General features: G+C 48.4%; 16 protein-coding genes and 2 pseudogenes. 16 read left to right on the forward strand and 2 right to left on the reverse strand.

What is annotated here, in order from left to right; translation table 11 throughout:
* Nucleotides 1-415: 415 nt before the first annotated feature.
* Nucleotides 416-670, reverse strand: coding sequence for an AlpA family transcriptional regulator (locus KGP17_RS02905; RefSeq protein ID WP_223498829.1), 255 nt, complete (start codon nt 668-670; stop codon nt 416-418).
* 611 nt (nt 671-1281) lie between these two features.
* Here KGP17_RS02905 and KGP17_RS02910 point away from each other — a divergent pair.
* The 16 genes and pseudogenes from KGP17_RS02910 (at nt 1282) to KGP17_RS02985 (ending at nt 11314) form a co-directional block, all read left to right on the forward strand.
* Entirely contained in the window at nt 1282-2310 is a 1029-nt protein-coding gene (locus KGP17_RS02910; protein ID WP_223498830.1) for a hypothetical protein, read from the forward strand.
* Nucleotides 2311-2560: 250 nt separating this feature from the next.
* Nucleotides 2561-3172, forward strand: a complete 612-nt coding sequence (locus tag KGP17_RS02915) for an EcsC family protein (protein WP_223498831.1) — start codon at nt 2561-2563, stop codon at nt 3170-3172.
* Between the two features lie 151 nt (nt 3173-3323).
* Nucleotides 3324-4055: a DUF3944 domain-containing protein gene (locus KGP17_RS02920; protein ID WP_223498832.1), complete on the forward strand. Its 732-nt coding sequence runs from the start codon at nt 3324-3326 to the stop codon at nt 4053-4055.
* 52 nt (nt 4056-4107) lie between these two features.
* Nucleotides 4108-4797 (forward strand): YafY family protein, encoded by a 690-nt coding sequence (locus KGP17_RS02925; protein WP_223498833.1) that lies wholly within the window; start codon nt 4108-4110, stop codon nt 4795-4797.
* 43 nt (nt 4798-4840) lie between these two features.
* The gene (locus tag KGP17_RS02930) at nt 4841-5050 is read left to right on the forward strand and encodes a hypothetical protein (RefSeq protein ID WP_223498834.1); all 210 of its coding nucleotides are present in this window, start codon (nt 4841-4843) and stop codon (nt 5048-5050) included.
* 75 nt (nt 5051-5125) lie between these two features.
* The gene (locus KGP17_RS02935) at nt 5126-5587 is read left to right on the forward strand and encodes a hypothetical protein (RefSeq protein ID WP_223498835.1); all 462 of its coding nucleotides are present in this window, start codon (nt 5126-5128) and stop codon (nt 5585-5587) included.
* Between the two features lie 330 nt (nt 5588-5917).
* Complete coding sequence (locus tag KGP17_RS02940; protein WP_223498836.1) at nt 5918-6739, forward strand: DUF932 domain-containing protein; 822 nt, start codon at nt 5918-5920, stop codon at nt 6737-6739.
* Nucleotides 6739-6996 (forward strand): hypothetical protein, encoded by a 258-nt coding sequence (locus KGP17_RS02945; protein ID WP_223498837.1) that lies wholly within the window; start codon nt 6739-6741, stop codon nt 6994-6996. The genes KGP17_RS02940 and KGP17_RS02945 overlap by 1 nt, the downstream gene beginning before the upstream one ends.
* Before the next feature lie 351 nt (nt 6997-7347).
* Nucleotides 7348-7800: an antirestriction protein gene (locus tag KGP17_RS02950; protein WP_223498838.1), complete on the forward strand. Its 453-nt coding sequence runs from the start codon at nt 7348-7350 to the stop codon at nt 7798-7800.
* Nucleotides 7801-7810: 10 nt separating this feature from the next.
* A complete protein-coding gene (gene radC, locus KGP17_RS02955; RefSeq protein ID WP_223498839.1) occupies nt 7811-8296 on the forward strand; it encodes a DNA repair protein RadC in 486 nt (161 codons plus the stop codon).
* A 48-nt stretch (nt 8297-8344) separates the two neighbouring features.
* Nucleotides 8345-8725, forward strand: a pseudogene (locus KGP17_RS02960) (hypothetical protein).
* Complete coding sequence (locus KGP17_RS02965) at nt 8722-9042, forward strand: DUF5983 family protein (protein ID WP_223498840.1); 321 nt, start codon at nt 8722-8724, stop codon at nt 9040-9042. Before KGP17_RS02960 ends, KGP17_RS02965 begins: the two are co-directional and overlap by 4 nt.
* Before the next feature lie 54 nt (nt 9043-9096).
* Complete coding sequence (locus KGP17_RS02970) at nt 9097-9579, forward strand: hypothetical protein (protein WP_223498841.1); 483 nt, start codon at nt 9097-9099, stop codon at nt 9577-9579.
* A gap of 12 nt (nt 9580-9591) precedes the next feature.
* Nucleotides 9592-9927 (forward strand): TA system toxin CbtA family protein, encoded by a 336-nt coding sequence (locus KGP17_RS02975; RefSeq protein ID WP_223498842.1) that lies wholly within the window; start codon nt 9592-9594, stop codon nt 9925-9927.
* 85 nt (nt 9928-10012) lie between these two features.
* The gene (locus tag KGP17_RS02980; RefSeq protein WP_223498843.1) at nt 10013-10381 is read left to right on the forward strand and encodes a type IV toxin-antitoxin system YeeU family antitoxin; all 369 of its coding nucleotides are present in this window, start codon (nt 10013-10015) and stop codon (nt 10379-10381) included.
* A 78-nt stretch (nt 10382-10459) separates the two neighbouring features.
* A pseudogene (locus KGP17_RS02985) lies at nt 10460-11314 on the forward strand (DUF4942 domain-containing protein).
* Between the two features lie 407 nt (nt 11315-11721).
* Here KGP17_RS02985 and KGP17_RS02990 read toward each other — a convergent pair.
* Entirely contained in the window at nt 11722-12993 is a 1272-nt protein-coding gene (locus tag KGP17_RS02990) for a type II toxin-antitoxin system HipA family toxin (protein WP_059199595.1), read from the reverse strand.
* Nucleotide 12994 lies beyond the last annotated feature (1 nt).

Consider the following 12994-nt stretch of genomic DNA (forward strand, 5'->3'; position numbering starts at 1 on the left):
TCTGCAGTCATTGGCGAGAGGTTGTCGCTGATTTAATTCGTGAGATGTTTCACGTTCTGATTGAGTTTAACCACAGCTTAATAACTTGACTCAGCCTGATAGTTTCACTTGCTTAAGGGTTAATTGGATGGGTTTAATGACACAGTCAATGTTAACCTATTAGCGTTAATGTGATTATTACCCCAGTGGCATCAATCAATGTCAATTCAATTTTATTTAATCAATATTCATTCAATAATATAAACTCCCTAAAGGCCTGTACCGTTACTTGGGGCCATGGGATAGCCTTTAGCAATACCCCTTACCCTATAGCAAGATAAAACAAAAAAAAGCGGCATGGTAAGTTAGTGTACTTTCTTGATTAAAATAGTAACCAAAATTTAACATTAGAGACAGCAGGCAGTGCGACTGATGATTACAGACCGACGGCAGATAATTCTTGATAGTCTGGGGGAATATAGTCCGGGCGTGACTCTCTTATTCTTTCCACTTCCCAGGCTAACACTTCACTTTTCAGCCAGCGTGAACGACGGCCAAACTTGATGGCTGGCGGAAAACGCTTAAGGCTAATCAACTTATAAAACCATTTATCCGTCATACCGGTATGCGCGACGATAAACGCCATATCGACAAACTGGTCATCTAGTAGACTTTTGATAGGGGGTGGCATGTTATTTTTCTCCATGGTGATGAGTGAATGGAGAACGGACTGCGGCAGCGTCAGTGGGCATTTTGATTTATGCCAATGCGCCACAATGTTCTCTATCACATCAGTCAGTCATGTAAAAAATAACCTTAATCGCTTAATCGCTTAATCGCTTAATCGCTTAATCGCTTAATCGCTTAATCGCCTGGTTGTGATTTCATTAAAAATGAAGGTGGTGGGCATATGTACTCCCATACAACCGGTACATTTTCAGTTAAAAATTTTATCAACCTATTGTCCGTTTGCATCCCCATCATAACTCAAACCTCATGCCCCTCTTGGTCACTTGTTTGAGCAAGTTCATGGAGGGCTATGTCGCCCCCGTTTTTATGCAAATCGAATTGTCTGGGATTTAACGCATGTGTGAATGCATGGGATTGAATGCTAATCAGCCATTTTCATGGGGTTTTTAAGGATAAAAAACCACGATTTATCTACTAAAAAACGTTGTTTTTGACACGGAAAAACCACTAAAAATCTCTATATAATTTCATTTTTAACAACTAAATCGACACGTAACCCTCTTTGATGTAAAGTGGTTTTGGGAGTATTGTATTGATTAAAAGGTGGGGGTCATGACATTCAGTGAGATGAGGGGCCAAGCAAAAGTAGGTTTTTTTGAATATAAAAATGAGTTTTATCTCAATGAAAACTCTGATAATCGCATTGATGTACTTAAACGAGTTGCAGCAACCTTTAACCACATGACATTGTCTAAGATAATTTTTTCACTAAAAGAAAAAAGCGTGGCCATGAATTTCGCTAAAATGGTCAACTCAAAAGAAGGTATGGCGTTTTGTGTTGCCAATGAAATATACAGAACATACAAAGAGAAGTCTCTGGATAAACTCATAGGGTTAAATACAAAGTTATCAGAAGATGTTTTTCCGAAAAACAAAATGGCATGGTTAAAAAAAGATAAAGAGGCTTGCTATTACCTGTGGGTGCTCATTATAAATATAAGATGGAAGGATATCCTATCATCAATGCCAGTGAGTCTCTATAGTAGTTATTATCACAAAATGGGTAATAAAAATGAAATAACAGCAATTGACCTGCTTGGCGTTCACGATTTTTCACCAGACCACTCAAATCGCCATGTTACATTGGTGAGGTTTTTCGAAAAACTGCCTTTCCCAAGTGAAATGGGTATCGACTATCTGGATTTTATTTTCGAGGATTATAAAAATATAAAAGAAGAGTGTCGGCATAAAGTAAACATAAATAACCTAACAAAAAGCGATGAGTTAATTGTCTTTGCACTTGATTACCTTGAAAAGAAAGGGACGGTGAAAAGAAGTGGGCTAATGCCACTCACGCATCATGACAACCGGCCTGCATTAATCACGCATATCTATCTTGAGTGTCGAGAAAACCCCGATTTTTCTGGTAGGATGAATTTGCTATTAAAGGCTTGGTCGCAGCATAAAGCACGCAAAGTGCCAAGGAAAACCGTAAGAAAATCACAGGCTCATACGCTTCCCGTTATCAGTGAATCTGATGCTAAATTACTTCTTGAAATAGCAATGAAATTTGACGTAGGTGAGGAGGATGTTTTGAGTGACGCAATAGCCTCCTATTATGATCTGATGATGAAGATTTAATTTTTCACGATAATGCTATTTTTAGGGAAAAGGTATTTTTATAGCCCGCTCATTTGGGCGTGTGAAAAATCGCCTATAATCTGGTGATAACATAGATTCTACCAAGATAAAAATAGGTCAAGCAAGGGTTCGTAATTATTTAACACCTGAGTGCTAAATCAACACATTTTCACACCTATATCACTGAAGGGAATTACGCCACAGCCTTGAGCGTGGCGTGTGTTTTCCACTCAATGAAACAGGTCACAGTATGAATGATGAGACACCCTCTCTTTCCCCGTTATCACGATGGCTGGATGCTTTATACGCCAAAGCCCTACAAGGTGGCCCAGGCATCAGTTCTGCTCATCAGTTGGCAGAGCTGTACCGCAATACCTTTTCAACCCCGCAAAGCGCCGCCCTGAGTCTGGTTCGCTGGGAAGCCGCCAAGGCGGCTACCAGTGGGTTTATGCTGGGTGTGGGTGGCATGGTCACGCTTCCTATTGCGCTACCCGCCAGCCTGGTTGGGCCGTTATTGCTCCAGTTCAGGTTGATTGCCGCTATTGCCCTGCTGGGCGGATACGATGTTCACGACTTGCGTACCCGTCATCTGAGTTATCTCTGCCTCGGCGGCACTGTCGCTAAAGACGCCTTGCAGGCGTATGGCACCTGTTTGTTCCAACAGATGTCTACACGCTCCCTTGAACAGATGACTGAAAAAACCGCCACAGGCTTGGCCACTCGGCTGACTACTCGCCTCCCCACGACTCACCTAAGCCATCTTGTGCCACTGCTGAGTGGCGTCGTCAGCGGCGGTCTGGATTATCTGGCAGTACGGTCTGCAGGGGCATTGGCCTGTGCCGCCTTTTTGCCTAAGGCCTGAACCTATCTTTGTCTTACCTGCCGCGTCACATCCTGTCCAATTCAACCCTTCAGTTTCAGGAAAATCACCTTTTTGACCGCCATACCCTGTCTGGCCTCTCCGTTACAGTAGTCGCCAGTTCACGGCTTACGGCCTACACAGGAGAAATACCATGGCGACCTACCGCATCGACCCCGACCTGACATTTTTAGGGCAATGCACCAACGACGACCTGGGCGCACTGGTCTCTGTGCTCACCCACGATACCAAAGACGGCAAAAAGCGCTGGTCCGAAAGCCTGACCAGCACCCCGGAATATAGCCTGTTTTACCCCGACCACCAGAAGTATTGGACAGCCATCGGGGCTGAACTCCAGGCGTTCGGGGGCAACAGTCTGGCTACCCTGACTCGACGAAACAAGGGCGTACTCTACCGGGAGTTGCTGACTGATGTGTGCAAAAAACTCAAAGTCAATGTCAACAAAGACAGCACCATTGAAACGATAGAACTGAACATGTTGTTGAAAGTGATGGAAAAAAGCCTGTCAAAAATGACCGAAGAGGAATTACAGCAGTTGTCGCAAGATATGCAACTAAACCTGTCCAACCCAACACCTTCATTGATTCTGATAGCGGTACAGACAGCCATTCTCACCTCGGGTGTGGCGGCGCTGGAAATGGCCACACTGGCGGCCATCAGCGTCATCAATGCCCTGGGAGGGATAGCCACGATGGGGGCTTACTTTGTTGCACAGCGAGCCCTGACCGTACTGGCTGGTCCCATCGGCTTGACGCTGAGTTCTGCCTGGCTCATTGCCGACGTCACCGGCCCAGCCTATCGGGTCACCGTACCGGCCTGCATCATTGTGGCCTACCTGCGCCAGAAACACCTCGCACAACAATAACCAACGCCCCTGTACGGTCGTGCAGGGGAACTTTTCACTCAGGGAATCGATTATGTCCGCACAGGAACGTCGCCATGACAGGCTCGCTTACCGGCTAGCCTCCATAATCAGTCGGCTCTTCAATGGCGAATCCCTCTCCGTGGCTGCGTTGGCCCGGGAGTTCAATGTCTCGTTACGTACATTGGACCGGGATTTCAACACGCGTCTGGTTGGTCTGGATATGGATCACCGCGAGGGTTGCTATCGGCTGGCTGACTCCCAACGCCCCTTTCGTACCGACAGGGACATCATCCAGTTTGCCAGCATTACTGACGTGAAGCAGTTCTTTCCCGCACTGGACAGAAAGTTACTGTCCGTGCTGCTCAACAGAGAACTAGACTCGCCCTATATCGTCTATAATGCGCCCCCCAAGCGGTTGCCGTCGTTATTCGGTGGGTTTTATGCCATTACCCAGGCCATTGTGGAAAACCGCATTATCCGCTTTGTTTACGAAGGACTGAAACACTCAGCCGCAGAACCCTACAAACTGATTTATTTTGCCGGGGATTGGTATCTGTGTGCTGCCATCAACAACATCATTCAGGTGTTTGACATGCACCACCTGAGCGATATCACGCTGACCATCAGCACATTCGTCAAAAAGGAGGCCATCAACACCATCATCAGCGAAGAGAAATTCATCACCGCGTTACCGCATTTTCAATATATCAAGGCATTGACCGCATCCGAATCAGGTCAATAAATATCACAGCATCGTCTATTATCTTGTTAATTAGGGGAGCATCATGTCTCTATTTCGCCACCTTGCTACGGCTACGGGAATTATCGGCACCCTGTTTGTTGCCTGCCAGGCACAAAAAGCCGCCGCTGACACAATGAAAGCGAATGCCTTTTCATCAGGAAATATTCGTACTGGGCGAGCAGGTGCCCTCTTCATCACCACACTGTTTATCGGTGGTCTGGCAGATGCCCTTATCAAACGGACATTCTCCTGAAAAACAATAACGCCACCGACGGCCCCATTCACAGACTCGTTTTATTCACACGCCATAATCAATAAGGAATCTTTGATGAAACTGACATTATCCCAATCTATCGTAGCAAGCCTGATTTTTACCTCCACGCTGACAATGGCCTCTCCGTGGCAAAGTGGTTACAGCAACGGTAACGACGTCTATACCACCACAGATAAAAGTGGTTCGGTCAAATTCGTGTTGTCCTGTGATGGTTTTGCCACAACGGCAGCCGAAATCGTCAATGCCAAGAATAACAAACAGCTTGCTTACAACTATGCCATTCCCGGTGTCAACGTTATGTCCGTGACGATTGATGGACAATCCTACCCTGCGCCATTCAGTCAGGAGGTGTACAACACGCCACAGAAATTTTCAGCCTTCTATAACGCCTTCCGCAATGCACGCAGCCTGGAGATGACCGTGGGGAATAAACGCTATACTTTCCCAACAGAAGGGCTCAAACAGGCGTTTCCTGCCTATGGCGGTCCTGACTATAAATGCCATGTGCAAAAATAATGGCATTGATTGTTGATAAACCCCAGCGTTTTATTTTCCGTCAATAAATATCTATACCAGCGTGAATAACTGGATTTAATCAGGCAAGAAGACTGACGCTCTTCTTGCCTGTGATCCCTATCATTCTTTAACACAAGAGGAGGTATTAATACTGACGTATTAATACACTTCATAAACCTCCCTTCCTGAGAGGTTTCCCTCCTTACGGATTGTCATCCATATTATTAACGACATTTCTGTAAAAAATAAATTAGCAGCATTCAACAGGCTCCCCGGTTATCCGGTGGAGCCTGCTTTGTTATTTAGCGATAATTGAAAAAGGAAAGACTCATGACACGTTTAGCCTCCCGTTTTGGTCGGGTGAATTCCGTTCGCCGCGACCGCCCATTAACCGTTGATGAGTTAGCCCAGTACGTGCCCAGCGTCCTGGGGGACGACAAACATCAATCCCGCAGTGCCCGTTACGCCTATATTCCGACCATTACGTTGCTGGACCGGTTGAGAGAAGAAGGCTTTGAACCGTTCTTCGCCTGCCAGACCCGTGTGCGAGATGTGGATAAACGTGAACATACCAAGCACATGCTGCGACTGCGTCGTTCAGGGCAAATCACCCAGAAAGAAGTACAGGAAATCATTCTACTAAATAGCCACGATGGCTCTTCGAGCTATCAAATGCTACCAGGCTGGTTCCGTCAAATTTGCAGTAACGGTCTGGTCTGCGGCCAGAGTTTTGGCGAAATTCGTGTGCCACACCAGGGGAATGCCGTGGAAAAGGTCATTGAAGGGGCCTACGAGGTCTTGGGGATATTTGACCGGATAGAAGAAAGCCGCGAAAGCATGCTGGCATTAACATTGACGCCGGAGCATCAACATGCGCTGGCGCACGCAGCACTGACCTACCGTTACGGCGAAGAACATCATCCGGTGACCGAAAGCCAAATCCTGATGCCCCGCCGCTGGGAAGACAAGAAAGATGATTTGTGGACAACTTTTCAACGGGTTCAGGAAAACCTGAGCAAAGGGGGATTATCGGGTCGCAGTGCCACAGGAAAACGGGCACAGACCCGTGCGATAAATGGGATTGATGGCGATATCAAGCTCAACCGGGCGTTATGGGTGATGGCAGAGCAACTTAGGCTGGCGGTGGCCTGATGTGGACAATCCCTGCCAACGCCAGACAGACAATCCCACATCCGGTGCTACTGGATAACACACCCGATTGTCATTCAATATCCGATGACGATCTGTGCGCCTGGTGCAGCCATCTTTGTTATCGACCGGGTGAAGTCAGCCTGTGCCGGTTAATTGAAGAGGATGGTGACTGGCCTGTCCGTTTTGACGCTAACGGCTATGCCCAATCCTGCACCGAATTACACCTGATAATCCCCAACACACCTCAAAACGGCTAAATACAGCAATGTGCACTGCTTCTGCCTGACAATAGACGATCGGTTTTAACGATCAGTTTCCGGATATTGATCTGCACAACCCATTATCTTTGCCGTTTATGGGCCGATAAGATGAGTGTGGTTGTCTGTCGGTATATTGATGACACTCCAGCAAAACTTTTTGTTACGCCAACATCCAGGGAAACACAACGTTTTTTTAAGAAGGTCAGGAAGTAGCAATCAACCGTCTACTTCTCCATAAACCTCTATTCAATAAATACTTGCTTTTCTTACCACTCTCCAACGTACAGGCTCCCCGGTTTTCCGGCGGAGCCTGTTTTGTTATTTATCGCATCAATAAGGATATTTTCTATGAATACACATCTTACCGCGTCTACAGCAACACCTCTGCAAAGCACGCTGACCGCCACTGTTGTGCCTGGCAACCAGCGCTCTCGTTTCTGGCCGCAACACTTCGGCAGCATACCGCAATGGCTCATTCTGGAGGCGCATATCTTCGGCTGGCTAGATCGCCTGTGCGCCGATTACCACGGTGGGCAGTGGGCGTTTTACGCGCTCAGTAACGGTGGGGCCTATATCGCCCCCGAGGCTGATAGCGATGAAAATTGGACGCTGTTTAACCTCATGAACGGCAACGGGGCAGATATGAGTGCGGAAGCCGCAGGGATCACCGCCTGCCTGATGGCCTACAGCCACCACGCCTGCCGCACCGAGAGCGAAGCCATGACTGACCATTTCTACCGGTTACGGGAATACGCACTGCACCATCCCGACAGCCGCGCCATTTTCGCCCTGATTGACTGAGAGCATCAACATGAATTCCTCAACATTATTAGCGTCAACCGCACTGCCGTTAACGGCGCAACGCACGGTGAAACGTGCTCTGTCATTACTGGAAAAACATCTGCGTGAACCAGGAGCCTTATTTACCTCCACCAACACCGCACGCGACTGGTTACGTTTGCAACTCGCCGGGCTGGAGCGTGAAGTGTTTATCGTGTTGTATCTCGATAATCAGCACCGGCTGCTGGCATGTGAAACGTTATTCACCGGCAGTATCAGAAGCACGGAAGTCCATCCCCGTGAAGTGGTGAAGGCCGCACTTCGCCACAACGCAGCAGCCGTTATTCTGGCGCATAACCATCCCTCTGGAGAAACTGAACCCAGTCAGGCCGACCGACAAATCACCGACAGGCTGGTCAACGCGCTGGTACTGGTTGATGTGAAGGTCTTGGACCATCTGATTGTCGGTGGTCTGGATATCGTGTCATTCACCGAACGCGGCTGGTTACCTGGCTGATAGCAATCACCCTCATTTCCTCACCCTCATTTTCAAGGAGCATGCTTTATGGGCTGGTTATTTTCACACCGCTCTCGCCGTGAGCTGATCGCGGCACTGATCCAAACCGATGACACTGAACACTATCATCACGTGACGCTGGCGCATGCGCTACGAGGCAATGTCCTGTGGTCGGTTGTCCAAAGCACACCGAAAGATCCGTCCAAAGCCTCCAGAACCGCGATCCACTGTACCCTGATGCAAGGTTCCGGCGGAAGTTAGGGCTACAAGGCGATGGATGAATCGGTACAGCCTTGTTACTACAGTTGTCCAAAGAAATACCTGACTATGGCCCCAGAAATCAGCCCGGAATGGCGTGAGAAGGTATTGGCGCATCACCAACGCTGTTATCCACAAGTGGGCGCAATAAAGGAAGGAAACTACAGATGATCGCCACAACCCCTCTTTTGCGTTTCGGTCTGCAATGCAGTTCGGCACATATCAGTGAAGACGACAATGCGGTGCTGTACCGGATCTCGCATTGTCAGGATGAATTTAGCGACGGTGAATGGATCTCGTTTTCGGGCACCGGCTATTTGCTGCGATTGGATGCGTGGACCCACCCAGTGTTGCAACTCAAACGACTGGGGCTTTCCAAGTCCTGCCGCCATCTGGTCACCACGCTGATAAAGCGACACAAACTGAGCTACCTGCATATTGATGCCCTGGGTGAGGTCTTGCCCGGCTTTACCACCTTCGACTGGTAATATCCCCAAGTTTCACCTTTGCCTTATCCATTTATTTTCAAAGGACACTTTCTCATGAACACGAGCACATCGCCCGTGCCTGGCGTATTCCATTTTCTGCAACATGGCAACGTGAAATCGCAAGACTGGCAATCTTTATGCCAGGCCACCACCACAGCTTACCAGCAACTGTGTCAACACCCAGACAAGCTGGGATTAACCGCAGCACCCGTTACCTGTGAACACACCGGCAACCGCCGATACTGCTTCGACAACAACCTGATGGGATTGGGCATGATCGGCTTTAACGGTGAACGGATTGCGCATCAGGCAGGCGATCCGTTCATCCTCTACCAACGCCAGACACCTTATGCCCTGATCCGCTGCGATACGCGGGGTTATCCGTACCAGTGGCTGGTGATAACTGTACTAATTCTGGCCAATACGCAGTGCCCCACGACCTGGACGATTGAATCTGATGTCCCTGTGAAGCAATGGCGGAAAGTCGCCCATTGGTTGACCCACCACTGTCAGTTACCGGTTTCCCCACTCTCTTGAGGTTAATTCACCATGATGATTATCAACACAGCCACACCGATTACCGCGAATGCCCGTCAAGCTTTGGCAGAGTATCAGCAACTACTTGCCTGGTTGCTGGCTCACTGTTACGGCCTGGAGCTTAACGATACGCCCTATCACGACGATCAGGCCATAGCACAACAGATTGAGCATGGCGTCACGGTACGGGAAACCGTCAATGAACTGGTGGAGAAGTTCGACCTGGTACGCATTGATCGCCCCGGATTCAGTCTGATGGCACAAGACCCGACCCTGAACGGTGGCGATATGTTACGTGCCCGCAGTGCGCTGGGCTTGCGCAGCCCGGTCATTAGACGCCTCACCTGACAGCCCTTCACTTACCTCACTAATCCAACAACACGCCAGCTTCACCGCTGGCGTTTTACTTTTTCAAGTTCAAGGAATTTTGGCAATGAAGGAAACACAATCCAATATCACCAGCAACGACAGTACTCCGTCGCCTGTCTGGGGCCTACAATCTGCTATCACACCACGCCTGGGAGCCCGGTTGGTCCAGCAGGGTAATCATCTGCATTTTCTGGCTGACCGTGCCGGTTTTGTTGGCACATTTGATCCTGATGCGCTTAAAACGCTGGATGCCGCTTTCCCTGCGCTGATTGAACAGTTGGAAGCCTGTCTGCGGTCTGGTGAACTCGATCCACGCCGTCAGCATTGCGTCACCGTCCAGCACGCCGGTTTTAGCTGTGAAGCGGATTCGCTAGGTAGTTTTGGGTATGTCTATATCGCTGTTTATCAGACAACACCGCCCAACCCGGTATAAGCCGTAAGCCCTCACACTCCCCCAACCTTTAACCCTGCCTGCGATGACGCGGGTATTTTGTTTCTAAGGAATTCAGCGATGCCAACCACATTGAATACCGTCATTGAACCCGACGTATTGACCGGCCACACTGAAGTGATTTGCTCTACCAGCATTGAACGTATCGTCACCGGGCGTAATGCCGCGCTGGCGCAGATTGAAGCCCTTATTCACTAGCTTGAAGATATCTCGGCCATAACCAACAGCATCGGTGGAGGAATAGCCAGAGACTGGGCCATGCGACAAGAGTTCCGCTGTGGCTGCTGGCTCATGGAGAAAGCAGAAACGGCCATGCCGGTGATCACCCGCAATCTTGATCGCGATTTATGGCAAGATCTGATGAAGAAATCAGGCATGCTCAGCGTGATGGACGCTCAGGCGCGTGACCAGTGGTACAGAAACCTGGAGAGCAAAGACTTGCCCGCTATCAGCGAAGAAAGTATCTACACAACATTCGAGCAATTGCACCGTGATAAGGGTGAGGTATTTGAACGGGGCGTGATCAACGTCTTCAAGTCGCTCTCATGGGATTACAAGTCTAATCACCCTTGTAAATTTGGCAAAAAAATAATCGTCAACGGTCTGGTCAGTTACAACCAATGGGGATTTACACTAAATCACAGTTACCGGCGTGACCAACTGGCCGATCTGGAGAGGATGCTGCATTTACTGGATGGCAAACCGCTGCCTGATAACCGTAGCGATATTACCACGCGGCTTTATGAGCATATTCGTGCCAATCCGCAGATGGCGAAGGTGTATGAAGATGAGTATTTTTCGATGAAATACTTCATGAAAGGCTCCGCGCATCTAACATTTAAGAAACCGGCGTTGGTGGATAAGATGAACGATATTATCACCAAACATTACCCAGGAATGCTGGCCGCTCGGTAGGTTGCCGGTATCTTCCTGTGTAGGGCCTGCTCCGATTCGAGTCCCGAAATCAATGATTTTATGTGTTGGTATCGATGTTGGTATAATATAAAAAATTAAATTTTTATTTATTTTAAATCAAAGGATTAATCATTATGTGCGAGTCCGGCCTTCGCACCATTAGTCAGTACGCAAATCAAGTCGCCTTCGAGCGGCTTTTTTTGTGCCTGAAATTCAGTATTCGCAAGGCTTCTTGAGGTTTTTCAGACAACCTGATTCAATCAACATCAACTTGGGGTTTACGTACGAACGTCTGCAATTTGCTTTGCCACCGGATTGATTGAACGGAAAAACTCAGTGATTTCATTGCTAACCAGTGCTCAGTACTCTAGTAGAACAGTAGGCTAGGTGTCGTATGTTTGCTAGGGTTATCCATTCGCAACTCTAAATGCTTCAGACATTCTTTCCTGCTCCCGAAGAGATAGTCCCAAACCATCAGCAATTGTCCTCCATTGAGCCACGATCCCCATAAAGTTTTCAATAATTTCATCGGCCTGCGTCAAGCTCAAACGGAAATATTCAGCGACTTCACGTGCCAGTTCGAGATCTAGTGCATTATCTGCTTCGGTGATATTAAGCTTTAGGCCGTCAGACCAAGGAACGGGGTTCATATCGTAGGCTTCAGAAAGCCGCCAGCCTTTACCAGGGACCAAAATGAAACCATGATTGCGTAGGTGATCATCGGTGTTAGAGACAAGAATATTGAAAACAATCCTTGACCAGAGTTCTTGCAGGTCGGTTTTTGTTTGTGCGCCATGTCTTATCAGGACGTCTGCAAGTTCAAGATAACTGACACCTGTAGAGGCATCATCACCATCTTGATGTCTGGTCATTGTCATGGCAGAAGCAAAATGAAGGCGCTGGCCGGATCCTGTACGGTCGAACCGACGGACCATAAAGCAGTGGTAATCGCTGGCATATTTATGCGCTTCAGCTGTTGCGACGTTCAGCCCACAACCCACGGCGAGAGCATTGGCCACCATCTCCCAGCCGCCAACATCGTAATCATCTTTGGTGCTGGGAAATTTTGCGATATAGAGATGGCCATGCTTGTCCACGACACTTGCTTTGGGCCTTGCGCCACCTAGAGAACCACCCGGAGCAATGAGCATCCGCAGCCATTCCTGACCCTGTAGGGATGTATTGTCTGGATCATCTTCTAGTGCGCGGCTTGCCCTTTCTAAAGCGTGAATTTCGGTAAAGGGAGGAGCCGCTTCGTCAGCTCGGTTATCAAGAAATTCACCTTCATCATTAAGCTTGTAGCGTAGGGCCCCTACTCGATAAAGATCATGTACACCCAAGAGATAATTTGATTCGTATAGCCTGGTTCCTTCAGTTTGGATGCCGGCACGAATATCCCGTTCAAGGCGACGCTTCATCAGTATTCGGCCCCAGCGATCGGGACTGGAGTCGCCAAATATGCCGAATTTATCCCGTGGGTGAGTGGGGTACTGGGCACCTTCGAATAAAAGAATTTCTGGATCAAGTTGCAAACGATTGAGGTCGGGATCGGCCAATGCTAGAGGGTCATACTGAAATTCAAATAACTCTCGCGTACGAGTTTGTCGGCTATGCAGGAAGCCAACTCGCTTTGGCCCGTGCATTCCATCCCAGTCTGCATATACCCCAATCATCGCCATC

Source organism: Serratia sp. JSRIV001, from assembly GCF_019968745.1.
Taxonomy (GTDB): domain Bacteria; phylum Pseudomonadota; class Gammaproteobacteria; order Enterobacterales; family Enterobacteriaceae; genus Chania; species Chania fonticola_B.

What these genes read in the sequence shown, in the direction of transcription:
- KGP17_RS02905 (WP_223498829.1), bottom strand. Translation starts at nt 670, where the DNA reads ATGCCACCCCCTATCAAAAGTCTACTAGATGACCAGTTTGTCGATATG.
- KGP17_RS02910 (WP_223498830.1), top strand. Translation starts at nt 1,282, where the DNA reads ATGACATTCAGTGAGATGAGGGGCCAAGCAAAAGTAGGTTTTTTTGAA.
- KGP17_RS02915 (WP_223498831.1), top strand. Translation starts at nt 2,561, where the DNA reads ATGAATGATGAGACACCCTCTCTTTCCCCGTTATCACGATGGCTGGAT.
- KGP17_RS02920 (WP_223498832.1), top strand. Translation starts at nt 3,324, where the DNA reads ATGGCGACCTACCGCATCGACCCCGACCTGACATTTTTAGGGCAATGC.
- KGP17_RS02925 (WP_223498833.1), top strand. Translation starts at nt 4,108, where the DNA reads ATGTCCGCACAGGAACGTCGCCATGACAGGCTCGCTTACCGGCTAGCC.
- KGP17_RS02930 (WP_223498834.1), top strand. Translation starts at nt 4,841, where the DNA reads ATGTCTCTATTTCGCCACCTTGCTACGGCTACGGGAATTATCGGCACC.
- KGP17_RS02935 (WP_223498835.1), top strand. Translation starts at nt 5,126, where the DNA reads ATGAAACTGACATTATCCCAATCTATCGTAGCAAGCCTGATTTTTACC.
- KGP17_RS02940 (WP_223498836.1), top strand. Translation starts at nt 5,918, where the DNA reads ATGACACGTTTAGCCTCCCGTTTTGGTCGGGTGAATTCCGTTCGCCGC.
- KGP17_RS02945 (WP_223498837.1), top strand. Translation starts at nt 6,739, where the DNA reads ATGTGGACAATCCCTGCCAACGCCAGACAGACAATCCCACATCCGGTG.
- KGP17_RS02950 (WP_223498838.1), top strand. Translation starts at nt 7,348, where the DNA reads ATGAATACACATCTTACCGCGTCTACAGCAACACCTCTGCAAAGCACG.
- radC (WP_223498839.1), top strand. Translation starts at nt 7,811, where the DNA reads ATGAATTCCTCAACATTATTAGCGTCAACCGCACTGCCGTTAACGGCG.
- KGP17_RS02965 (WP_223498840.1), top strand. Translation starts at nt 8,722, where the DNA reads ATGATCGCCACAACCCCTCTTTTGCGTTTCGGTCTGCAATGCAGTTCG.
- KGP17_RS02970 (WP_223498841.1), top strand. Translation starts at nt 9,097, where the DNA reads ATGAACACGAGCACATCGCCCGTGCCTGGCGTATTCCATTTTCTGCAA.
- KGP17_RS02975 (WP_223498842.1), top strand. Translation starts at nt 9,592, where the DNA reads ATGATGATTATCAACACAGCCACACCGATTACCGCGAATGCCCGTCAA.
- KGP17_RS02980 (WP_223498843.1), top strand. Translation starts at nt 10,013, where the DNA reads ATGAAGGAAACACAATCCAATATCACCAGCAACGACAGTACTCCGTCG.
- KGP17_RS02990 (WP_059199595.1), bottom strand. Translation starts at nt 12,993, where the DNA reads ATGGCGATGATTGGGGTATATGCAGACTGGGATGGAATGCACGGGCCA.